Annotated in this window: 17 protein-coding genes; 3 read left to right on the top strand and 14 right to left on the bottom strand. The window is 65.4% G+C overall.

What is annotated here, in order from left to right:
* Positions 1-5 precede the first annotated feature (5 nt).
* From K7R21_RS14145 to glf, 6 genes are all read right to left on the bottom strand, one after another.
* Positions 6-2,240 carry a family 1 glycosylhydrolase gene (locus K7R21_RS14145; protein ID WP_224983938.1) on the bottom strand — a complete coding sequence of 745 codons (2,235 nt, stop codon included), beginning with the start codon at positions 2,238-2,240 and terminating at the stop codon, positions 6-8.
* An 11-nt stretch (positions 2,241-2,251) separates the two neighbouring features.
* Positions 2,252-3,328 carry a galactokinase gene (gene galK, locus K7R21_RS14140; protein ID WP_224983937.1) on the bottom strand — a complete coding sequence of 359 codons (1,077 nt, stop codon included), beginning with the start codon at positions 3,326-3,328 and terminating at the stop codon, positions 2,252-2,254.
* A 13-nt stretch (positions 3,329-3,341) separates the two neighbouring features.
* Positions 3,342-4,433 (bottom strand): M24 family metallopeptidase, encoded by a 1,092-nt coding sequence (locus K7R21_RS14135; RefSeq protein WP_224983936.1) that lies wholly within the window; start codon positions 4,431-4,433, stop codon positions 3,342-3,344.
* Entirely contained in the window at positions 4,430-5,515 is a 1,086-nt protein-coding gene (galT, locus tag K7R21_RS14130) for a galactose-1-phosphate uridylyltransferase (RefSeq protein ID WP_224983935.1), read from the bottom strand. Before galT ends, K7R21_RS14135 begins: the two co-directional genes overlap by 4 nt.
* Before the next feature lie 58 nt (positions 5,516-5,573).
* Entirely contained in the window at positions 5,574-7,361 is a 1,788-nt protein-coding gene (locus tag K7R21_RS14125) for a glycoside hydrolase family 2 protein (RefSeq protein ID WP_224983934.1), read from the bottom strand.
* Between the two features lie 64 nt (positions 7,362-7,425).
* Positions 7,426-8,562 carry a UDP-galactopyranose mutase gene (gene glf, locus K7R21_RS14120; RefSeq protein ID WP_224983933.1) on the bottom strand — a complete coding sequence of 379 codons (1,137 nt, stop codon included), beginning with the start codon at positions 8,560-8,562 and terminating at the stop codon, positions 7,426-7,428.
* Positions 8,563-8,877: 315 nt separating this feature from the next.
* Between glf and K7R21_RS14115 the strand changes: the two genes are divergently transcribed.
* From K7R21_RS14115 to K7R21_RS14105, 3 genes are read left to right on the top strand one after another with little or no spacing between them, the layout of a single operon-like run.
* A complete protein-coding gene (locus tag K7R21_RS14115) occupies positions 8,878-9,546 on the top strand; it encodes a cobalamin B12-binding domain-containing protein (protein WP_224983932.1) in 669 nt (222 codons plus the stop codon).
* Positions 9,543-10,577, top strand: coding sequence for a uroporphyrinogen decarboxylase family protein (locus K7R21_RS14110; RefSeq protein ID WP_224983931.1), 1,035 nt, complete (start codon positions 9,543-9,545; stop codon positions 10,575-10,577). The genes K7R21_RS14115 and K7R21_RS14110 overlap by 4 nt, the downstream gene beginning before the upstream one ends.
* 2 nt (positions 10,578-10,579) lie before the next feature.
* Entirely contained in the window at positions 10,580-13,093 is a 2,514-nt protein-coding gene (locus K7R21_RS14105) for an ATP-binding protein (RefSeq protein WP_224983930.1), read from the top strand.
* On the opposite strand, the gene K7R21_RS14100 is transcribed toward K7R21_RS14105, so the two are convergent.
* From K7R21_RS14100 to K7R21_RS14065, 8 genes are all read right to left on the bottom strand, one after another.
* Positions 13,068-14,489: a glutaredoxin family protein gene (locus K7R21_RS14100; RefSeq protein WP_224983929.1), complete on the bottom strand. Its 1,422-nt coding sequence runs from the start codon at positions 14,487-14,489 to the stop codon at positions 13,068-13,070. The genes K7R21_RS14105 and K7R21_RS14100 overlap by 26 nt on opposite strands.
* Positions 14,490-14,497: 8 nt before the next feature.
* The gene (locus tag K7R21_RS14095; RefSeq protein WP_224983928.1) at positions 14,498-15,502 is read right to left on the bottom strand and encodes an AI-2E family transporter; all 1,005 of its coding nucleotides are present in this window, start codon (positions 15,500-15,502) and stop codon (positions 14,498-14,500) included.
* Between the two features lie 133 nt (positions 15,503-15,635).
* Complete coding sequence (gene tpx, locus K7R21_RS14090; RefSeq protein ID WP_199390705.1) at positions 15,636-16,139, bottom strand: thiol peroxidase; 504 nt, start codon at positions 16,137-16,139, stop codon at positions 15,636-15,638.
* A 60-nt stretch (positions 16,140-16,199) separates the two neighbouring features.
* Positions 16,200-16,571 (bottom strand): hypothetical protein, encoded by a 372-nt coding sequence (locus tag K7R21_RS14085; protein ID WP_224983927.1) that lies wholly within the window; start codon positions 16,569-16,571, stop codon positions 16,200-16,202.
* Between the two features lie 3 nt (positions 16,572-16,574).
* Positions 16,575-18,755 carry a putative bifunctional diguanylate cyclase/phosphodiesterase gene (locus K7R21_RS14080; RefSeq protein WP_224983926.1) on the bottom strand — a complete coding sequence of 727 codons (2,181 nt, stop codon included), beginning with the start codon at positions 18,753-18,755 and terminating at the stop codon, positions 16,575-16,577.
* An 8-nt stretch (positions 18,756-18,763) separates the two neighbouring features.
* Entirely contained in the window at positions 18,764-21,598 is a 2,835-nt protein-coding gene (locus tag K7R21_RS14075; RefSeq protein ID WP_224983925.1) for a response regulator, read from the bottom strand.
* A 202-nt stretch (positions 21,599-21,800) separates the two neighbouring features.
* Positions 21,801-22,229, bottom strand: a complete 429-nt coding sequence (locus K7R21_RS14070) for a bacteriohemerythrin (RefSeq protein WP_224983924.1) — start codon at positions 22,227-22,229, stop codon at positions 21,801-21,803.
* A 169-nt stretch (positions 22,230-22,398) separates the two neighbouring features.
* On the bottom strand, positions 22,399-23,043 hold the full coding sequence (locus K7R21_RS14065) for a flavodoxin family protein (RefSeq protein ID WP_224983923.1): 645 nt from the start codon (positions 23,041-23,043) through the stop codon (positions 22,399-22,401).
* Positions 23,044-23,051 lie beyond the last annotated feature (8 nt).

The following is a 23,051-nucleotide window of genomic DNA, read 5'->3' as shown; positions in this document are numbered from 1 at the left end:
CCCGTTCAGGGGCCTTTTTTCGTGCCGCCGTTGCCGGCGTGCTCCAACTGGAGGGCCAGCATGTCCGCGGCGGCCTCATGCAGGTAGCGGGTGAGGGCATCCTGGAGGGGGGGGAGCGCTCCCCAACGCTCGCTGGTGAGGGCGGAGAAGGGGGGACGGGGGGCGGCCAGGCCCAGGGTGGCGGCCGGGCGGGGTACTACGGCGGCCGGATCGAACCCCGCCATGGTGGCGCAGTTGGTGGCCAGTTCCGCCCAGGTCACGGCCCCGACGTTGGCGACGTGCCAGATGCCGCGGGCGGCGTCCACCAGGAGGTCCAGGCAGGCGTGCACCAGGTCGGGGACGTAGGTGGGGGAGACCACCAGGTCGGAGGCGGCGGTGACGGTCTCCCCCAGGGCAAGCCGGCGCAGCGTTTCGGTGACGAAGTTGTACCGGTCCCAGGGGCCGAAGAAGGCACTGGTGCGGATCAGCAGCGCCCCGGGATGGAGCGCGAGTACGCGGCGCTCCGCCTCGGCCTTGCTCCGTCCGTAAACGTTCAAGGGCGCAACCGGGTCGCTTTCGTGGTAGGGGGCTCCCTTGCTGCCGTCGAAGACCATGTCGGAGGAGAAGGTGACCAGGGCGATCCCCCTGCGGGCGCATTCCTCAGCGAGAATTCCCGGGCCAAGGGCGTTCTGTTCGAAGCAGGTGGCGGCGTCCTCTTCAGCCTCGTCGACCCGCACGAAGCCGGCTGCGTTGACGACGGCCCACGGGGCGAACAGTTCCAGCGCCGCGACCACCGAGCCTCGGGAGGTGATATCGAGCTCGGCGCGGGAAAGCAGGTGACAGGGGACGCAACGGCTGGCGCAGACCAGGGAGAAAGCACGCCCCAGGGTCCCGGTCTTGCCGATGACCACTACCCCTCCGGTCGCGGGGTGAGGCAGGTCCGGGATAGTGGGCATCGGGCGGCAACCGGGGAGAAACCGCTCTGGGCGGCGCCACCAACCGGGACGGGTGAGTGTGGGGTGGAAAGCACGGCCAAAGAGGGCAACCTGTTTCAGTGCCGTGGCGAGGGCAGTGGGGCGGGGCGCGGAGCCGCTTACGTCGAAGACGCCCGGCTCGTACCTGCCGTCCATACTGGTGAGCAGCCCGCACCAGTCGTAGGATCCCAAGAGCGCCCACGAGGTGACCGCCCGCACTGGGACCCCCTCCCGGCACAGCTTTAGCGCGGCCTGCCACGCCTCGTGGAACCAGCGTAGCTGGTCCTCCCTGGTGGCGCCGGCGTGGACCTCGGTGAGGGCCACCTCGCGGTGGTAGCGCAGCCAGGCCGCGCGCAGCACCTCTTCGTGCCCCAGGATCCCCTCCGGGCAGACCCGCACTGCCTCGACGTCCGCGTAACGGTGCCGGTGGTTGCCGCCGTGACTCTGCCCGGGGTAGCGCTCCAGTCGCTCGTCCAGGTGACGGTCACTGGTGAGGTAGTAGTTGAGCCCGATCACGTCCGGGGTCATCTCGCAGCCAAGGAAGTAGGCGAAATCCTCTTTGGTTACCCCGGTTCCGGCGAGCCACGGGCGCAGGGGGTGGTCCCGGTCCACCCGGCCGGCCAGAAGGTCGAGGCTGAGCCAGCGGCGGCTGTTCTCGTAGTTGGCCTGGTATGCCAGCTCACTGGTGGAGGAGGTTCTCCCCATGTCCTCGGTCATCACCAGCCGCGCCCCCGGGATCACCCGCCTGATCGCGCGCATCGCCTCCACGATGCCCCGGCACTGGGTGATGATGGCCCTGACGAAGCTGCGGTCGTCGCGGCCATGGGGGTACCAGTGACCGTAGAGGCAGCTGAAACGGGCGGTGGTGAGCGGTTCGTTGACGGGGGTGAACGAGGTGAGCCAGGGGTAGCGGGCGGCGACCATGCCGGCGTAGCGGGCCAGGAGGTCGGGGAAAGCGGGATCGGTGAGGTCGGTATAGCGCGGGCCGCTGCCGTGGTGCAGGAAACCGACAATGGGCTCGATGCCGAGCCGGCGTAACAGCGGCAGCCGCTGATCACTGAAGCTCCAGTCGGGGCGGTCCAGGGAGTCGGGGGCTACCATCTCCCAGAGCACTGGGTAGCGCAGCGCGGTAATACCGAGAGTGGCGAAGAGCTCTAGGTCGACCGGGCGCCCCAGGTGGCCGCTCAGCTCGATCTGGCTGTGGAAGCTGTCGCCGACGCGGTGCAGGGTACACTCGACCCCGCCCCAAAGCTCGGGAAAGAGTCGCCTCCCCTGCGCGCCGGTCACGTCCTCCCTCCTTACTGCGGGACCAGCAGGGTGCCCTGCTGTCCCTGGTCCTGGTCCTGGTACAGGGCCAGGACCCGCTCGCCGACGGCGCGGGCGGTGCCTGTCCGGACCAGCGCCACGCAGGCGCCGCCGAACCCCGCACCGGTGAGGCGGGCGCCGAAGACCTCGACCTGCTGCTGTAGCAGCGAGACCAGGAGGTCAAGCTCGGGGGTGGAGACATCGAAATCCTCCTTGAGACTGCGGTGCGACTCGTTCATCAGCTCGCCGAACTGGCACGCATGCGGCGCCACCAGCGCCTGCAGCACGCGCTCGTTCTCCTTGAGCACGTGCCGGGCCCGGCGCGCCAGGTCCCGCGGCAGGCGGCTCAGCTCGGTGGGGTTGTCCAGGTCCCGAAGCGAGGCAAGGCCCAGGAGCCGCGCCGCCTCCTCGCACTCCTGCCGGCGCAGGTTGTACCTGCTCTCGCCCAGCCGGCGCGGCACACCGGAATCGAGCACCAGGAGCTCGGAGTTGCGCGGCAGCGGCACCAGCTTGCGCTCCAGCGAGCGGGTGTCGAGAAAGAGCATGTGGGTGGTGTCGGCCAGGCTCGACGCCATCTGGTCCATGATGCCGCAGTTCACCCCGGCGTAGCGCACCTCGGCCTGCTGCGCCATCAGGGCCAGGGAGAGGTCGTCCAGGTCGAGGCCGAACAGCGTGCGCATGGCGCGCAAAAAGGCGACCTCGAGGGCGGCGGAACTGGAGAGCCCGCTCCCCATGGGGACCTTCGAGGAGACCCGGGCGCAGACCGGGTCGCAGTGGTAGCCGGAGACGCGCAACAGCGCGAGGCAGCCATGCAGGTAGGCGGCGAAGCCGCTCGGCACGGCGCCCCCGGCTTCGGACCAGGCCCGCTCCCTCAGTTCGCTGGCGTAGTAGTGGTTCAGGCCGTCGTAGCTTCTGGCCACCTCCACCCGGGTCTCGAGCGGAATGGCAATAGGGAGGACGAAGCCGTCGTTATAGTCGGTATGCTCGCCAAGGAGGTTCACTCGACCGGGCGCGCTGGCCGCGGCCTGTACCGCAAAGCCGAAGGTGTTCTCGAAGCTGGTCTCGTCCATGGCGTCCTCTTCTCTACCCCTGCCAGACCAGCGGCCTCTCCAGGCCGGCGACCGGTGCGCTGGGCCAGACGGGGTCGATGGTGAGGTTCAAAAGGCCGATCTCGGTAATAAGGAAGGTGTCCTCGATCTTGGCGCCCGGCAGGCTCGGGTTCCAGGCTACCGCCATTCCCGCCTGCAGCACCTCCTGGCTTTCCGGCCCTGCGATCACCTCGCGCGACAGGTACCCCGTGGTACCCCCCTGGTGGTGCTCACGAATTGCGTCGCCGAAACCGAAGCCCGCGTAGGCGTAGTTAAGCTCCCGGTAGATCTCGTTCAACTGCTCGTCGGGGCGGGACAGGGCGAGCGCACGCGCTTCGATCTCGCGCACCAGCCGGTGCCGCTCCTTTTCCTTCTCGGCCAGGGGGGCAAAGGCGACAAAGCGGGTCAGGTTGGCGTAGAGGCCGAAGCCCCGGGCGCAGAAGACCAGCATGGCATGACGACCGAGCTGGTCGTCGCCGGGCAGGGGGTGCCGGTACAGCTGACAGCGCCGCTCCCCGGCGGCCAGGATGAGCGCCGGGGCGAGACCGCGCGCGTAGAGGGCGCGGGCACCCGCCCCCGCCAGCTGGCGTTCGCTCCACTGTGGCTGTGCCTGGGTGAGCACCTCGGTCATCGCCTGCGCGGCGAGCAGCCCCACCGAGCGGTAGCGCTGCACCTCGGTCGGCGTGAGCACCCGCCTGGCGGTCACCAGCGGCGCGGGGAGTTCATGCTCCCCTTCCTCGGGGCGGTCGGAGCAGACCGGCAGGCCGTGAACCAGTTCGCGCAAAACGACGTCTACCTGCGAGGGGTAAGCCCACGGCAGGACCCGGAGCTCGAAACCGTCCGGAAGCTGTTCGTCCACCAGACGCTGCGCCTCGATCTCGTTAGTCACCACGAAGGCCCCGTCGGGTGTGACCACCACCTGGGCAATCCCCGTTTCCGCGGCGAGGAGCACCTCGTTAGAGCCGCCCGCCGTGATCCAGGCGAACCAGTCGACCCCTTTCAGGCGCACCGCCATATCCGGGCAGAGCGACTCCCGGATCAGCCGTACCTTTTCGGCCGCTTCGGCCGCGCGGATGGCGTCGTTCATAGCAGCACCTCCACATTTTTCAGTTCACGCGCCTTCTCCTCGGGGAGCGCGTCGTTGGCGAACATGCCGGCGGCAAGTTCGGTGCCGGCCAGGTACTTGAGCCGGTCGCTGGAGCGGTAGGGGGGATAGAACTCGGCGTGCAGGTGGCTCTCGGGGTGGTGCCTGCCGTCGGTGGGGGCGCCGTACCACGCCATCAGGTAGGGGAAAGGGCGCTGCCACAGTCCGTCGTATTTGAGGAGCGTGGTTTTCAGGGCCCGGGCCAGGTCGGCCCGCACCGCCGGCTCCAGCCGGTCGAACCCGGGGACCGCCCGGCGCGGCGCCACCCACACCTCGTAGGGGTAGCGGGCGCAGGGGGGGACGAAGGAGACGGCGTGTTCGCCTGCGTAGAGGATGCGCTCTCCGGAGATCACCTCCCCCTCGATCAGTTCCTCGAGCAGCGGGCGCCCCCGCTCGCGGTAGTGCATCAGCTCCTCGGTCTGCATGCGCGCCGGGGCCGGCGGGACGAAGGGATAGGCGTAAATCTGGCCGTGCGGGTGGTGCAGGGTCACCCCAACCTCGACCCCCTTGTTCTCGAACGGGAGCACGTACTTGATGCACTTGTCGCTGCCGAGCACGGCCACCCGGTCCCCCCAGACTTCCATGAGGAGCTCGATGTGGTCCAGGGGCAGCGAGGCGAGCGAGGCGATCGGGTCCTTGGTAAAGACCACCACCTCGCACTTGCCCCGGGCCGGTGCGGTCTTCACCGCCTCCCGCGGCGGGTCGTGGGCGGCCTGGGCCAGCGAAGGGAAGCGGTTGTCGAACACCGCCACCTGGTACTCCCCCTGGGGGAGCTCGGTCGGGTTCTCCGGGTCGCGGGTGGGGGCAAGCGGGTTGAACTCGGGGGGGGGCATGAAGGTGCGCCCCTGGCGGTAGCTCGCATAGGCGACCCATTCCCCCCGCAGGGGGTGCCAGCGCAGGTGCGGGTTGGCCTGCAAAGGCTCGCGGTTCGGGCAGGGGGCCTCCCCCTCGACCCGGATCGGGGTGCGGCCGTAGAGGGTGAGGCTGCGTCCGTCGGGCTTCTTCATCTCTTCCCTGTAGAGCATGTCGTCGTCCCTTTCCCTCGGCGTCGGGGCCTGAGGGTATCTGTGCGGGGGATTTGTGCTAGGTGCTTTCCCAATGCAGCGCCCCCTCCTCGACCTGTCCCCGTACCGCCTGGGCGATTTTCTCCAGCGGGATCTTCGGGGTCCGGTCCGGGTAGAGGAGGCCGTTGGCTTCCTGGAAGGTGTCGGCGAACTGGGTGTAGCAAAAGCCGCTGAACATGGCGGTGCCGCGGGCGACGTCGATCAGGGCGAGCACCAGTTTCTCGAACTGCTCCAGGTTGTCGTGCCTGAAGTAGCCCCAGGTGCCCCGGTGCGACTCGTCCGCGGGGTTCACGTAGGCGACCCCGCCGAACTCGGTGAGGATGATGGGCTGGCCCCGGTGCGGGTAGCCGTCCAGGGTGAGGATGCGTCCCCCGGGGCGGCGCCGGTCGAAGAGCTCGTCCGGCTTCACCTGCGGGCCGTAGCGCGCCCGGAGCGTGTCCGGGTTGTTGTCGTAGTCGTGGATGCCAATGATGTCGGTTGCCGAGCTTTCCCAGCCGTCGTTGCCGATCACGGGGCGCTCCGGGTCGAGCGTCTTGGTGAGGTGGTAGAAGGCGTGCACCGCATCGCGGTGGGCCTGGGTGGCGGTGAGGTCGGGGACCCCCCATGATTCGTTGAAAGGGACCCAGACGATGACGCAAGGGTGGCTGTAGTCGCGCTCTATTGCCTCGGTCCACTCCCGCATCAGGCGCTTCACGGCGCGGTTGGTGAAGCGGAAGGCCGATGGCATCTCGGCCCAGACGACGAGGCCGAGCCGGTCCGCCCAGTACAGGTAGCGCGGGTCCTCGAGCTTCTGGTGTTTTCTCACCCCGTTGAACCCCATCGCCTTGGCGAGCTCCACGTCGCGCCGGGCCGCCTCGGAGGAGGGGGGCGTCATCAGGGTATCGGGCCAGTACCCCTGGTCCAGCACCAGCTTCAGGGGGTAGAGCCGGCCGTTCAGGAGGAAGCGGTCCCGGTGCACCTTCGCGGAGCGAAGCGCCGTGTAGGAGGTGATGCTGTCAATCACCTCGCCCCCCTGCATGAGCTTCACCTCCGCATCGATCAGGCGCGGGTGCTCGGGGGACCAGAGCAGGTCATTTCGGAAGTCGTCGATGCCGGGGTCGGAGAGGGCTATCCTGCGGTGCACCTCGCCGCGGATCACCCGGTAGCGGTCCTCGACCAGGAGGTCGCCGTCGCTGGAGAGGCGCACCTGCACCTCGAGTTCGTCGGCGATGGGCCCCAGGATGAAGGCCTCAAATCCGATCTCCCAGCGTTCCAGGTGCGGCGACCAGCGGATCCTCCTGACGTAGGTCTCAGGCACCTGCTCCAGCCAGACCGTCTGCCAGATGCCGGTGGTGCGGTAGTACCAGATGGCATGGGGCTCTGGGCGCCAATCCTGCTTGCCGCGCGGCTTTTCCAGGTCTTCGGGGTCGTCCTCCACCCGCACCGTGACCCGCTGGATGCCGTTGGCGGAGAGCACGTGGCCGATGTCGGCGCTGAAGGGGGTAAAGCCGCCACGGTGCCTGGCCACCAGCATATCGTTGACCCAGACGTGGGCCAGGTAGTCGACGGCGCCGAAGTGCAGCAGCACCTTCTTGCCCGGTTCGGGGCGCAACTCGAAGTCGCGCTGGTACCAGCAGACCTTGTGGAAACCGGTGTCCCCGATGCCGGAGGCGTTGGCTTCCGGGGCGAAGGGGACCTCGATGGTGAGCGGCCAGGACTCGATGTCGGACGGGATGCCGTAGCGCCCGGCGTCGTCGTAGGTGAAGCGCCAGGGGCCGTCCAGGGAGAGCCATTCCGGGCGCTGCAGTTGGGGGCGGGGATATTCCATGCGCCATGCCTCGATGAAGGATTAAAAAAAATTCATCCGCAAAGACTAGCAGGGCAACCGCGATTTACAACAAGTCGGCGTCGGCCCCCTCCAGGCCGTGGAACAGGTCGAGGGCGTTCTTGAAGGCCTGGTCCATGTTGAAGTACTTGTAGTTGGCCAGGCGCCCGACGAAGTGAACGTTGGCCAGCCGGTCAGCCTCCTCCTGGTAGCGCCGGTAGATGGCCTCGTTCTCGGGGTTGGGGACCGGGTAGTACGGTTCCCCCTCGTCGGTGGTGTACTCGCGGGAGATGGTGGTCTTGTGGTGCTTCTGGCGGGTGAAGTGCTTGTACTCGACGATGCGGGTGAAGTCGCCGTCGACGGGGTCGGGGTAGTTGATCACCGAGTTCTCCTGGAAGTACTCCTGGTCCAGGGTGATCCACTCGAAGCGGATGGAGCGCCACTGCAGCTTCTGGCGCCGCGAATGCCGGTAGTCGAAGAAGCGGTCGATGGGGCCGGCGTAGAAGAGCTTGCGGCAGCCGCGCACCTCGGCGCTGTCCCTGACGTCGAAGTAGTCGGTGTTCAGGCGCACCTCGATGTTGGGGTGGGCGAGCATCTTCTCGAAGAGTTTCGTGTACCCCTCCAGGGGTAGCGCCTGGTAGCGGTCGCTGAAGTAGCGGTCGTCGAAGTTGGTGCGGATGGGGATCCTCTGCAGCACCGAGGCGTCCAGTTCGTGCGGATACTTGTTCCACTGCTTCTTGGTGTAGTGCTTGAACATCTTCTCGTACAGGACGTGCCCCACCCGCGCCAGAGCCGCGTCCTCTCCGTTTGCGGGGGCGGGGTGCTTCACCTGGACCCGGTCCAGGAAGCGCTGCATCTCGGCTTCGCATTGCATGGTGAGCCCGAACACGGAATTGACCGTGGTGATGTTGACGGGGATCGGCACCAGCTTGCCGTCCACCCGGGCCAGCACGCGGTGCTGGTAGGGGTACCACTGGGAGAAGCGGTTCACGTAGCGCCACACGTCCTCGTACTCGGTATGGAACAGGTGGGCGCCATAGTTGGAGACCAGGATGCCGTGGTCGTCGAAACTGTCGTAGCAGTTGCCGCCGATATGGTGCCGCTTCTCCAGCACCAGCACCCGTGCACCCCGGGCGGCGTAACGTTCCGCCAGTGTCGACCCGGAAATTCCCGCTCCCACGACCACAATGTCAAATGCGCCCATGGCTATCACCTCCGATGAATAATTAGAGTATGATAATTGTTTGGGCGCTCCAGTCAATGCCGGGCTTTGGCCGGCAGGGAGGCTGCCGCGAAGACTGACACAGCGAGAGTGATTACAGTCACAAAGAATCCAAAAAATAGTCAAAAGAGCTCCATGGCTGTCAAAAAGGTGAACATTGCAGTGGACTAATATCCGAAGGAGGTGTAAGTTTTAGTCCTAACCGAAGTGTCTTCTTCGATTCCCCTGATGTTTAAGCTGTATTGACTGGATCTGCTTGTCGTTTTCCGTGCAACAAGTTGCTATCTGGAGAGATACATGGTCACCTCCTGCTATTCCGGTAACGCTGCCGATTATCGTGAAGGTTCCCCCGTGCTGCTGCTGGAATCCGCCCTGGTTGGGATGGACCGGCTGGCCATACAGCGCATCCATGCCGATTCCGGCCTCTCCCCTTTGAACTTCTGCGAACAGGTGATCGCTCCGGCCCTGACTGTCATCGGCGAAAAGTGGGACCGCGGCGATCTTTCCCTCTCCCACGTCTACATGAGCGGACGCCTGTGCGAGGAGTTCATGGAAGAGGTGCTCGGCGGGCGTTCCGGGTCGGTGCAGGAACGCCGGCGGGTGGCGCTGGCGGTGCTCGAGGACTACCACCTGCTGGGCAAGCGCCTGGTGGGGTTCGTGCTCAAGGGGGCCGGCATCCCGTACCTCGATTACGGCACGGTGGATGTGCAGGAGTTGGTCCGGCGCGTGCAGCGGGACGGGGTGCGGGTGCTGTTGATCTCGGCATTGATGCTCCCCTCCGCCCTCAAGGTGCGCGAGGTGCGTGAAGCCCTGGACCGGCTCGGGATAACGTGCAGCATCGTGGTGGGAGGTGCCCCCTTCCGCCTCGACCCGGCGCTGCACCGTGAGGTGGGGGCGGACCTGAGCTGCGACACGGCGTCACAGGTGCTGCCCGCACTGGCGCAGCTCAGGGAGGGGGAGTCATGACCAGCATGGAGCGCGTCCTCACCACCTTGTCGCACCGGGAGCCGGACCGGGTGCCCCTGTTCCTGCTCCTTTCCCTGCACGGCGCCCGCGAACTCGGGCTCACCATCGAGGAGTACTTTGCCAAAGCCGAACACGTGGTGCAGGGGCAGTTGCGCATGCTCAAGCGCTACGGGCACGACTGCATCTACGCATTCTTCCACGCCTCGCTGGAAGCGGAGGCCTGGGGGGGAAGCACCATCTTCAGGGAGGACGGCCCTCCCAACGCGGGTCCGCCGCCGCTCAAGGCCGACACCATTGCCTCGCTCACCCCGCCGCGGATAGCGGACGTGCCGGGGCTCACGCGGGTACTGGAAGCGCAGCGCGCCCTGAGGCAGGCGGTCGGCGACAGCGTCCCCATCATCGGCGTGGTCATGTCTCCCTTCTCGCTGCCGGTGATGCAGCTCGGCTTCGACCACTATCTCGACCTCATCTTCGACCGTCCCGACCTCATGCACCGGCTCATGGAGATCAACGGCGCCTTCTGCGCGGCATGGGGCAACGCCCAGCTTGCCGCCGGAGCCCACGCCATTTGCTATTTCGACCCGCTCGCCTCTGCCAAGATGATCGACCCCACCCTGTATCGCCGCTTCGGCCGTCCGGTGGCACAAAAGGCCATAGCCGCCATGGCGGGGCCGACCGCCACTCACCTGGCGTCGGGGCCCTGCCTGCAGGTCGTGGACGACCTGGTTGACACCGGCACCAAGATGGTCGGCGTTGGGGGGGAAGAGGACCTTGCGGCGGTGAAGGCGGCCTGCCGCGGGCGCCTGGCGGTACTGGGCAACCTCAACGGCGTCCAGATGCGCAGCTGGGACGAGGCCGCCACCGTCGCGGCGGTGCAGGGGGCAATTGATGCCGGGGCCTCCGGCGGTGGCTTCGTCCTCTCGGATCAGCATGGCGAGATCCCGTGGCAGGTGCCCGAAACGACCCTCGGCCTTATCGGGCAGGCGGTGCGGGAATACGGGCGCTATCCGCTCGCCGGCGGGAGGGGGTGACCATGGCCACCACGCGTATCTACTGCTGCGAGGCCCTCGGGGAGGAGGTGAATAGCGCCCTGGCTGGCGGATGCCTGCAGGGGGCGAAGTGCACCACCTTCGCCGGGTGCTGCGGCCGTCCCCCGATTTCCTGGGACGATCTGCGTCGCCTGTGCGGCGGCTCACCGGCGATCGTGGTGGGGGGCGAATGCCTGGGACACCTGGGAGCCCCCCCCGACGACCTGCGCCGGATCCAGCTGCTGAAAAAGCGGCACTGCGCCGCCCTGATCTGCGGCGACTACGCTTTCGACAGGCTCACCGCCGCCGGGGGCTACCTGGTCACCCCGGGTTGGCTTAGCCGCTGGCGCTCTTTCGTCGAGGGCTGGGGGTTTGACGAGATTACCGGGGCCGAATTCTTCGCCGAGAGCTGTGCCAGGATCACCCTGGTCGATACCGGGAGCTTGCCGGGAAGCCTCACTACCCTGGCGGAGTTCGGCGCCTTCGTGCAGCGGCCGGTTGAGTCGGTACCGGTCGGACTGGAACTTCTCGCGCTGCAGTTGCAAAGGGCGCACGACGAACTGGAACTGCAGGAGACGGGGGAAGGGGACGACGGCGTCGCGCCGGCCTCCGATTACGCGCTTTTGCTCGATCTGCTCTCCAGGCTGTCCAGTAGCAGCGGTGAGCAACGGGTGGTCGAGGAGCTGCTCTCCGTATTCGCAATGCTGTTCGGGGCCAGGGAGGTTGCTTTCATCCCGGGCAACGGCGGACCGCTCTACCGTCACGGCGAGGTGCTTACCAAGGACGTCACCTTGCGCCAACTCGCCGGTAGGGTAGGAGGGAGCTTCGAGATAACGGCGCAGGGCGCAGGTTTCATGGTGCGCCTGGACCACAACGGCTTGGTAGGGTGGCTCTGGGCCGGCTACTTCGCTATGCCCCAGCACCTGCAAAGGTACCTGAACCTTGCGGTCAGCGCCGCCAACGTCTGCGCCATGGCTATCGTCTCGGCCCGAACGGTCTATCGCAACCTGAAGGAGAGCGAGGACAAGTACCGGCTGCTGTTCGAGAACATGGGCAACGGCTTCGCCCTCTTGAAGATGCTGCTGGGGCCGATGGGGACCCCTGCCGACTTCAGCTTCGTCGAGGTCAACCCCGCTTTCGAGGCCTTCACCGGCCACTGCGAGGAGGACCTGGTGGGGCGCACCATGCTGGAGCTGCTCCCTGAGTTCGAGCCTTCCCAGCTGGAAAGCCTGGGGCGGCTGGCCCGCGAGGGGACGCCGCTGTTCCTGGAGCGCTACTTCTTCAACGGCAAGTGGTGCCAGGTCTGGCTGTTCCGTCCCAAGCCGGGCTATTGCGGCATGATCATCAACGAGATCACCAAGCAGAAGCTTCTGGAGGACAAACTCAGGCAGGCCATCAAGATGGAATCGGTGGGACGCCTGGCGGGAGGGGTGGCGCACGAGTTCAACAACATGCTGTCAGTCATCATCGGCTACGCGGAGATGTTGGCGATGGAGTACCACGGTCACCAGCGCATCGCCGAGAATCTGCACGAGATCTGCAAGGCGGCGCAGCGTTCCCGCGACCTCACGGCGCAGCTCCTGTGCTTCTCGCGGCAGCAGCTCATTTCCCCGAAAACCATCGACGCGAACGAGGCGCTGGCAGAACTTGCACGCAAGGTGTCAACCCTTGCCGGGAGCGGGGCCAGGATCGCGCTGAAGCTGTGCCGGGAGTCGTGGCCGGTGCGCATAGATCCGGCCCAGCTGGAAGAGATCGTTGCCAACATCGTCAGTAACGCAGGCGCTGCCATGCCGCACGGCGGGGACTTGGTCATCGGCACCAAAAACATCTCGGTAGGAGAAGAGGTCTGCAGCACCAACATAGACGCGGTGCCCGGCGAATACCTGGAGATCGCCATCTCCGATTCCGGGCACGGCATGGACCGCGAGACCTGCCGGCGGGTCTTCGAACCCTTCTTTACGACGCGGGAGGTGGGGCAGGGGAGCGGGCTTGGCCTTGCCAGCGTCTACGGCATGGTGACCCAGAACGGGGGCTTTGTGACCGTGGAGAGCGAGCGCGGGGTGGGCACCACCTTCAGGGTCTACCTGCCGCGCTTCCAGGAGCGGGTCCAGGAGCTTAAGGCGGTGCCGGTGGGGCAGGCGACCGGTACGGTGCTGGTGGTCGAGGACGACGAGATCGTGGGGAAGATGACGTTGAAGATGCTGGAGCACATGGGATACCGCGTGCTCCTGGCCGAGAATTCAACCCAGGCGCTGGAGCTGTGCCGGGCGGAACACAGTATCGACCTGGTGCTCTCGGACGTGATGCTGCCGGGGGCGAGCGGCAAGGACGCGGTGGAAACCATCCTCGCCCTGCGCCCGGACCTGAAGATCATCTACATGTCCGGCTATGCCCCGGAGACGCTCTTGGACAAAGGGGTGGACCACAGCCGGGTCAACTTCATCCAGAAGCCCTTCGACATGGCGAGCCTGGGGGAGAAGATCAAGTCGGCCCTTACCGGCTCCTTCGCCGCGGAGTAGTCCTCCCGCCGCCGTCCCCTCCCGCGTGCACCCGCCGCCAGCACATGGCGAGCGCACCGGCGAGCGCCAGGGTCGCCACGAGGAGCAGACCCGAGACGGCCGGGTTGCTCAACAGCGCCGGCCTCACCAGCAGCATCCCGCCAAGCCCCAGCATCATCAGCCCCGAAACAAGCTTCAGCACCCGCCCCTGCCATTCACTCAGCTTGCTCCCCCCGAGTGTCGCGGTAAAGAGCGCCACGATCAGCGTCAGCGGCACCACGTAGACCAGACAGTACAGGGCGAGGTAGAAGTAGTACCCCGCCGCGGTGAGCCCGTGCAGGGTCAGGGCGCGGGTAAAGACCATGGGGAAGCCGGCGGTGCACAAGAGTTCGTAGCTGTTGGCGGCAACGGCGAGCACGCCGGTCCCGGCCAGAAGCGATGGCAGGGAGTCCGTCTTCAGAAGCCGTCGCATCCGGGCGAAAAGCTCGGGCTTTTTCCCTTCCGGTATGCCGAGGGTCACGCCGCGCCGGAACAGGAAGAAATCCTTCACGTTGACCAGGCCGATGAGGAGCGCCAGGATGCCCGCGGCCGTGGTGACGGCGGGGAGTGCCCCGGCGATCAGGAACAGGTTCAGCCAGGCGGCCAGGAACAGGAAGTACAAAAGCCCCGAGACGAAGACGAAGACCCCGCCGATGAGCAGCATGCGACGCCGCGAGCGGGCGTGGATCAGAAGGCTCAACAGGAAGAAGAGGACGAAGAAGGCGCAGGGGTTGAAGCTGTCCAGAGAGGCGAGCACCAGGGTGAAGGCGGTGAGGGAGCGCCGCGGGTCGATCTTGCCCACCCCCGGTACGGTAAGCGGCGCCACCCCGGGCGCGGCTGCTTGGGGCAGGGGAGGGCGGGCCGGCTGCTGCAGCGCCTCCTTGACCGCCTCTTCCAGCTGCGCCGAAGTCCCTTCCGAGAACCCGCTGAAGTAGTGCGCCCCGATGATGAAGACCGGTACCCCGGTCGCCTCCCGTCCCCGCTCCTTGGCCATCCGCATGAGAAGCGGTATGTTCTCCCGGTGTTTCAGCACCTCCGTTGCCTCCACCCTGAGGCCGGGGTAGCGGCGCCGCAGCTCATCCAGGCAGGGCTTCGCCTCGGCGCAGTGCGGGCATCCCTCGCCCCAGAAGAAGTACAGGGTGGCGGTCGGGGCGGCCTCGGCCGGGGAGCACGGGCCGGCGACCCAGAGCGCGACCAGGAGCAGGGCGCAGGCCAGGCGCGACAAGAGGAGCGGGAAACGGTGCAGGGTTGATATGCCGGGGAGGGTGCGGCGACGCGACGCGCCGACGCGGGGGACGGAGCATGGAACGGGGTTATTTTTTGCGGGGAGCTTGGCGACCATGCCGGAAATGATACTACGGGCGGTCCCTTTGGCCAAGGGGAGGCTCACACCAGCCGGTATGCCTTCAGTTCGGCCTTGAGCCAGGCGTAGACCACGGGGGCGGCGACCAAGCCGGCCACGCCGAAGATCGCTTCCATGACCAGCATGGCAGTGAGTAGCTCCCAGACGCTTGCCTTGACCTCGCTGCCGACGATGCGGGCGTTGGTGAAGTACTCCAGCTTGTGGATCAGCACCAGGAAGGCCAAAGAGGCGACGCCGACCATGGGGGAGACCCCGAGGCTGATCAGCACGATGGTGAAATTGGAAATAAGGTTCCCCACCACCGGAAGGAGGCCGGCGATGAAGGTGAGCAGGATCAAAAGCGTCACCATGGGAAGGTACACCCCGCACAGGGGGAGGATCACCGCCAGGTACAGCGCGGTGAGGGCGGTGTTCAACAGCGAGATCTTCACCTGGGCGAAGACCACTTTGTCGAAGGCGCTGGCCAGGTTCAGGAGCCGGTCGTGCAGGTGGCCGGCCAGGGGGGGGAACCCTTCCTCCCTGTTGAAGCGGTGCAGGACCGCGAGGCTCCCCACCACCATGCCCAAGACCAGGTGGGCGAAGGTCTTCACCCCCGAGATCCCCACCGAGGAGATGTTCTTGCCGTGCTCGCGCAGCATGGTGACGATCTGCTCGCGCAGCTCGTCTACCGTGTCCGGCAGCAGCGCGGTCAGGTCCGCCGGCAGGTTCCGCTTCAGGTTGTCGAGCGTCTCCGCCGCGGTGTCGAGCAGGTTGGACATGCCGTGGTGCCCGCGCATAAAGGACCATAGCCCCAGGCAGATCCCCGATACCAAGCCGATCACGAACAGGATGATACCAGCCAGCGCCACCTTCTGGGTCAGCGTCCCCCAGCGTACCGGGAGCTTGAGCGCCAGCTTCGCCGTGAGCGCGTACACCGCCAGCCCGGCGAAAACCGCCGGCAGCAGGTGGAAGTGCAGCACCGTGATCACGGCGAGCACCGCCAGCACGTAGCTGATCTGCAAGGTGGTGGGGATGGTTCGGGTTTCCATGACAATCCTTTTACTATCAACCTGTGCACCGCGTCCAGTAAAATCAGGACGATAACCGGCGCGGCGCGATAGCAAAAAAAGGCGCCCGCGGCTTCAGCTGCGGGCGCCTTCGGCATTTATACCGGTGTCCGGGCTATCCCAGTTCCTTCGCCGCCGCCAGCACCGCAGCGTAGTCCGGCTCTTGGGTCACCTCCGGGACGAAGTGGATGTAGCGGATCACGTTCTTCTGGTCGATGACGAAGATGGCGCGGGCCAGCAGTTTCAGTTCCTCGATCAGCACCCCGTAGGCCAGGGCGAAGGAACGGTCGCGGTAGTCGGAGAGGGTGACCACCTTGTCGATGCCGGCGGCCCCGCACCACCTCTTCTGGGCGAAGGGGAGGTCGGCGCTGACGGTCAGGACCACCACGTTGCCGGGGAGCCCCGCAGCTTCCTGGTTGAAGCGCCTCGTCTCCGTGTCACAGACCGGCGTGTCCAGTGAAGGAACGGCGCTGATGATCTTCACTTTTCCCTCATAGTTGGCCAGGGTCACCTGGTTGAGAGAGTTGTCTACCACGGCGAAATTGGGAGCGGCGTCTCCCACCTTCAGTTCAGGCCCCACCAGTGTCACCGGGTTTCCCTTGAAAGTAACTTTAGGCATAGTTCCTCCTGCGCAGGTTGAATTCTCGGGAAAGGGTAAGACATTTTCAGCAGATTGCAACTATGCCGCGATCCACTCCATCGCCTCCTCCATGCTTCGGAAGACGGCGTAGCTGAACGGTAGTTGACTGAGCGAGGCGATGGTGCCGTACATCTGCGACATGCCGTAGGTGAGGTCCTTGGTCGCAACCAGGGCTGTTTTCCCGCCTGGCACACGGTTGGTGAGGCTTTTCAGCAGCAGGGCCGCCACCATGTGGAACTCGTCCCCGGAAAGAGAGCCGAGGTCGGCCTGGTTCAGGTCCCAGACCAGGTGCCGTCGGATTTTAGGGCCGTACTCGGCGATGAGCGCCATCAGTTCCGCGTGTTCCAGTTTCCCGGTAACGAGCATCACCTGCAGGTCCGGGCTCACCTCTTCCAGGGTTACCGTGGCCATACGCTACCTTTCTTTCGCTGGCGCGGCGGCGTCAAGTCGCTGCGGCATGGCAAGCCCCTCCACCAGCAGGCGGGTGATCTCCTCCGGGGGGACCGGGCGGCAGAAAAGGTACCCCTGCATTACGGTGCAGCCGTGCTCCAGGAGGAAGTTCATCTGTTCGGCGGTCTCGACCCCTTCGGCGACGATCTCCAGCCTCATGCTGGTGGCCATGGAGATGATGGCGGTGGTGATGGCCGCGCCGTCGGGGTCCTTGGTTACGCCGGTGATGAAGGAGCGGTCGATCTTCAGGGTGTCGATCGGGAAGCGCCGGAGGTAGCTCAGCGAGGAGTAGCCGGTGCCGAAGTCGTCGATGGAGACGGTCACCCCCATGCGCTTCAACTCGGCCAGCGTGGCGGTCGCCTGCTCCACGTCGCGCATGATCACCCCCTCGGTCAGTTCTACCTCGAGGTGACGCCCCTCCAGGGTGCAGTTCTGCAGGCACTCGGCCACCATCTCCACCAGGCTCTTCTTGAGGAAATGGCAGCCGGAGAGGTTGATCGCCACCCTGGGGGGGGCGATCCCCTGGGCCAGCCAGCCGGCCACCTGGCGGCATGCGGCATGCACCACCCATTCGTCGATCAGCGTGATCTGCCCGCTCTCCTCGGCAAAGGGTATGAAACTCGCCGGGGGGACGAAGCCAAGTTCCGGGCTCTGCCAGCGGATCAGCGCCTCCAGCCCCACGATGGTACCGCTGACGGCATCGATCTGCGGCTGGTAGAAGAGCACGAACTCCTCGTTGGCCAGCGCTTTCCTGAGCTGCCGCTCGAGCTGCAACCTTTCGCAGGCGGCGTCGTTCAGGGCCTGCATGAAGAACTGGGCGTTGTTGCGCCCCTCCCGCTTGGCGTGGTACATGGCGGTGTCGGCATTGCGCACCAAGGTCATGGCGTCCTCGCCGTCATCGGGGTAGATGCTGATGCCGATGCTGGCGGAAATGCAGATCTCGCCCTCGTCCAGGAGGAAGGGGTCCGACAAGAGCTGCAGGATGCGTTGCGAAGCGGCGATCACCCCGTTGCTGTCCTGGATGTCCTCCATGATGACGGTGAACTCGTCCCCTCCCAGCCGGGCCACCGGCGTGCCCTCCGTCGCCCCGATCCCCTGCCAAACCGAGTCATAGCCGCGGATGCAGTGCTTGAGGCGCTCCGACACTTCCCGGAGCAGGTTGTCCCCCACCGCGTGCCCCAGGGTGTCGTTGATCTCTTTGAACCGGTCCAGGTCCAGGAACAGCACCGCCACCTTCTTGCGGTAACGGCGCGCGAAAGTGAGGGCGCGCTCCAGCAGTTCGCCGAAAAGGACCCGGTTGGGAAGGCCGGTGATGCTGTCGTAGTAGGCAAGGGAGCGCACCTGCTCCTCAATATGCTTTCGTTCGGTGATGTCCTGGATGGTGCCGGAGATATAGACCACGCGCCCGCTCTCGTCGGTGCCGACCTCCCCCTCGGTGTGGCAGTAGCGCTCGTCGCCGCGCGGGAGCACGATCTGGTGGTCCAGGCTGATCGGCCGCTGCAAGGCGCAGGCGTCCTCAAAGGCCTTGTTGACTAGTTCCTTGTCCAGCGGGTGGATGGTGCTGATGAAGGCGGAGTAGGAGGAGTCGAATGCTGCCGCGTCGACGGCGAAGATGTTGGCGATCTCCTGGGACCAGTAGAACTTGTCGTTGAGGACGTCCCACTCCCAGCTCCCCATGTGGGCGATGCGATGCGCGTTGCTCAGGCGTGCCTCGCTCACCCGGAGGTCGCGCATGGCCTTGCTGGAGCGGAGCATGTAGCGGACCCGGTGCCGCAGGATGGCCCAGTGAATCGGCTTGGTGACGAAATCGGTGGCCCCGGCGTGGTAGGCCTGCTCGATGGCCCTTGTGTCGTCGAGGCCGGTCATCATGAGGACCGGCACGTCGCCGCCGGCGGCGAGCTCGCGCAGGGCGCGGCAGGTAGCGAAACCGTCCATCTCCGGCATCATCACGTCGAGCAGGACGATGTCGGGCTGCAACTGCCGGAACCGCTGCAGCGCCACCACCCCGTTCTCCGCGGTGGCTACGAAGAAGCCGGCCTGCTCCAGGGCCGCCACGGCCAGGTCGCGCATCATCTCGTCGTCGTCGACGACCAGCACCAGCTCGGGACGCAGTTCGTTCTCCTCGTCGCTTACGTATGAATCCATTTTCCCTGTCATCTCCCCCATGTGGTATCCCCGCAGCCCGGTACTGCCGCGAGGTACTCCACCGCCTTGCGGTGCTGCGCCTCGATCTGCCGCAACAGCGGTTCGGCTCCCTCCAGCGTCCCCTCAACGGTCAGCAGTTCCAGCAGCCGGCAGGTGTCGGAGAGCCCCAGGCAGCCCAGGGAGGCGCTGCTTGATTTGAGGGTGTGCGCGGCCTGGCGTACCACCAGCGGGTTTCCGCCGGCCAGCCCCTCGCGCATCGACGCCAGCAACAGCGGGCTCGACTTCAGGAAGGAGCCGACAACCTTGGCCAGCAGGTCGGGCTTGCCCGGGGCCTGCAGCGCGCGGATCTCGTCCAGCAGGGACGGGTCGATGGTGCCGGAGCCGTCATCGGCTGCCGCGTTGCCCGTGGCCTGTCCGTCCTGACGCGGTGGGGACGGTTCCTTGTCGCTGCGAGCCTGCGGCGTGATCCAGCGCTGCAGCAAGGCGACCATCTGCGCCTGGGTGAAGGGCTTGGTCAGGTAGTCGTCCATTCCGGCGGCAAAGCACTGCTCGCGGTCGCCGCGCATGGCGTGGGCGGTTAGCGCGATGATGGTGCGGCGTTTGTCCTGCGGCGCGTTCTTCTCCTGTTCCCGGATGGCGCGGGTGGCGGCGTAACCGTCCATGATCGGCATCTGGCAGTCCATGAAAATGAGGTCGAAATCGCGCCGCGCCACGGCTTCCAGCGCTTCCGCGCCGTTGTTGGCCACGCTGACCCGGCAGCCCGACGCCTCCAGCATGGCGGTCGCCACGTCCTGGTTCACCGGGTTGTCCTCCACCAGCAGCACGCTCGCCGAGAGTACTGGCGCCGGGCCCTGTTCCGCGTCGACCTGCGGTTGTGCCGCACGAGTCATACCCACCCCCAGCAGGTCCATGATGGCATTGTAGAGCCGGGACTGGCGCACCGGCTTGCTAAGGTAGCACGCGATGCCGGCCTTGATGGCCTCGCTCTCGTCGCCGTACTGACCGACCGAGGTCACCATGAGGAGCTTGGTCGAGGCCAGTGCCGGGTCCGCTTTGATGGCCCTGGCCACGTCGATGCCGTTCATCCCCGGCATTTGCATGTCCAGTATGGCGAAATCGTACGGCGTCGCCTCCCGGGCCGCCCGCCGCATCAGTTCCAGCGCGGTCGCCCCGTTGTCCGCCATGTCGGCGTTGATCCCCCAGGCGTGCAACTCGTGGTGGATGATGCTGAGGTTGGTCGAGTTGTCGTCGACGATGAAGGCACGGTAGCCGGCGAGGGTACTTCGGTCGGGGACGGTGCTGCGTTGCGAGGCATCGCGGCGCAGCTTGAGGGTGAAGCGGAAGGTCGAGCCTACGCCGAGTTTGCTCTCCAGGCCGATCTCCCCTCCCATGAGCTCGACCAGCTGCCGGGCGATGGTGAGCCCCAGGCCGGTGCCGCCGTATTTGCGGGTGGTCGAGTTGTCGGCCTGGGAGAACCCCTCGAAGATGCGCTCCTTTACCTCGGGGGAGATGCCGATACCGGTGTCGGCCACCTCGATCCGTACCACGACCTCCTCGCCGCGCTCTTCCACGAGTGTGCCCCGGATCACCACCTCGCCCCGCTCGGTAAACTTCACCGCGTTGCCCACCAGGTTCATCAGGATCTGGTGTACCCGCACCTGGTCCCCCACCAGCACCGGGGGGACGTCGCTTTCCACCAGCGCGACGATCTCGAGCCCCTTGCGGTGCGCAGTTTCGGCCAGGAGCTCGACCACGTCGGCCACCGTGTCCTGCAGGTTGAACGCGGTCTCCTCGAGTTCCAGCTTGCCGGCCTCGATCTTGGAAAAATCGAGGATGTCGTTGATGATGCTGAGCAGCGCCTCACCGGAGCGGCGCACCGATGAAACGAAACGATTTTGCTGCTCGTCCAGCCTGGTGGCCATGAGCAGTTCCGTCATGCCCAGCATCCCGTTCATGGGGGTGCGGATCTCGTGGCTCATGTTGGCGAGGAACTGGCTCTTGGCGCGGCTTGCCGTTTGCGCGGCCTCCATGGCCCGCTGCAGTTCGGCCACCGTCAGCTCCAGCTCCTGGGTGCGCTGTGCCACCTTTTGTTCCAACTTGTCGCGGTAGCTGGCCAGTTCGTCGTCGCGGGCCTGGATCTGCTCCAGCATCCCGTTGAAACCGAGCATCAGGGCCCCCAGCTCGTCATCGCTGCCTTTTTGCACCCGGACCGAGTAGTCCTGGTCCCGGGACACCGCCTCCATGGTGTGGGCCAACTGCACGATGGGTGCGGAGATCACTCCCTGCAGCCTCAGGGATACAAGGTAGGAGCAAAACAGGCTCCCCAGCATGGACAGCAAGGCGCCCGACAGTACCCAGATCAGCTTGGAGTTGACCTCGCGGTAGTCGGCGCGGATCACCACGGTCCCCAACTGCTGCCCCTCCAGGAGGATCTTGGAACTGACCACCATGTCGCCATCCACGTCCCACATGTCCCCTCCTGCCGCTTCCAGGGCCAGTGCCTTGGCGGTTTTCGCATGCGGCGCGACACCCGGTGCCTGGTAGGAGGCGAAGGGTTGCCAGTCTTCGGACAGGACGTAGGCCTCGAGGATGTACTTCTTGTTTTCCAGGAATTGCAGCGTGCGCTGGGCGTCCTTGTTGTCACCGAAGGCGAGCGCAGCAGAGCTGTTATGTCCAACGATGGAGGCGAGAGTGGAGAGTTCTTGATGCATCCCGATGCGGGAAAGGACGAAGGTGCCCACCACGAAGGTGAGCGAGACGAGCACCAGCGTGAAGCCGCTGGCGATCAGCAGGATCAGCATCAGTTTTTTTCGAATCGGCAAACGGCCGATCAGTTTCCGCATGGCTTCTACCCGTACCAGTGACCATTCTGGCCACTTTTGTTGCGACAAATCCCACGTGCGATGAGTCTTTTCCATACCTGCCGCTAGTCACAGCGTATCGGAAATATCATCGGGAACTTAAAGCAATTTGTGCGCAGCCGCCCCTGGTTTGACCGGGGCGGCTTGACGGGGGAGTCATGAAAGATGAGGCGAGTCTAGTAGATCAACCGAGGTCGATGATCACCGGTTTACCCTGGTGCGCATTGGCATAGTCACCCAGCTGAGTATCTTTCTGCGAGATGTGGTTCACGAGCCAGTCCTTGAGGAAGGTGATGATTTCCAGGGAGATGGCGCCGGTCCCGGACAGGAACTCCTTCTGGATCTCGTCGATCCTCCGGATGAAAAAAGCATGTTCCCCCAGATGCTCTTCTGTGGCAGGAAAATCAATCTGGCCCATGAGCACTTCTTCCTGTGCGAAGTGGTACGTGGCGTAATCGATCAGCTCATCCAGCACAGCTTCCAGGTTATGCCTGGATTTCCTGTCACAGAACTCGTCATAGGTCCTGTTGAGTAGTTCCACCAGGTGTTCATGGTGTTGGTCAATCATCTCGTGTCCAACCGCAAGACTTCCGTCCCAAGTCACAATAGGCATACTTCACCCTCCCGGTTCAAAGGTAATGCAGTCTATATCGGTGCCGAGGCAACGAAACTTGAAGAAGTCGCAGCTGCTAAAAGTCCTATGAGCTGACGGCAAAAGAAAAGGCGCCTGCATCATAGATGCAGGCGCCTTTTGGGGTGTAGGTGCAAGCGCTTCTGGAGGACTACGCCGAGACCAGCCGCTGGCCAAGCTCGAAAGCCTTCTGGCAGTTCTCCGGGAACAGCACGCTGTGCCTTTCGCGGCGCTGTTGCGGATCGAAGTAGCTGAAAACGTACTTGTCGTAGTCGTCGAACTGGAGCGTCTCGTTGCAGCAGAGGGTTTCGCACTCGCCGAAGATCCGGCGCAGGAAGGCTTCGTTGCCCCCCATGTGCACCGCGTAGTTGACCTGCTGCATGACAGCTTCCGGCACGTTCATGGTGTAGATGAAGGCGGTGCGGAGCTTTCGCTCGAACAGCGACTCGGGCGGCTGGGCGTAGACGAAGTACTGGAACAGGAGTCGTTCCAGGAAGGAACACATTTCCCCGCTCGCCCTGCCGAAGTAGACCGGCGACCCGAGCACCAGCCCGTCGGCCTGGGCGATCTTGTCCAGAACAGGCGTCAGACCGTCCCGCATGGCGCACGTTCCGTAGCTCTTGCCCCCCTTGAGCTTACAGGCGAAGCAGCTGGTGCAGCCCTTGAAGTCGATGTCGTAGAGGTGGATCAGCTCCGTCTCCGCCCCTTGGGCCGCCGCCCCGTCCAAAGCCTTTTGCAGCACCTGCGCCGTGTTCCATTGTTTCCTGGGGCTGCCGTTGATTCCGATGACTTTCATGGATGTCC

It is taken from the genome of Geomonas agri (genome assembly GCF_020179605.1).
Classification (GTDB): Bacteria; Desulfobacterota; Desulfuromonadia; order Geobacterales; family Geobacteraceae; genus Geomonas; species Geomonas agri.
The sequence above is the reverse complement of the archived record's forward strand: the minus strand, read 5'-3'. Positions and strand labels throughout refer to the sequence as shown.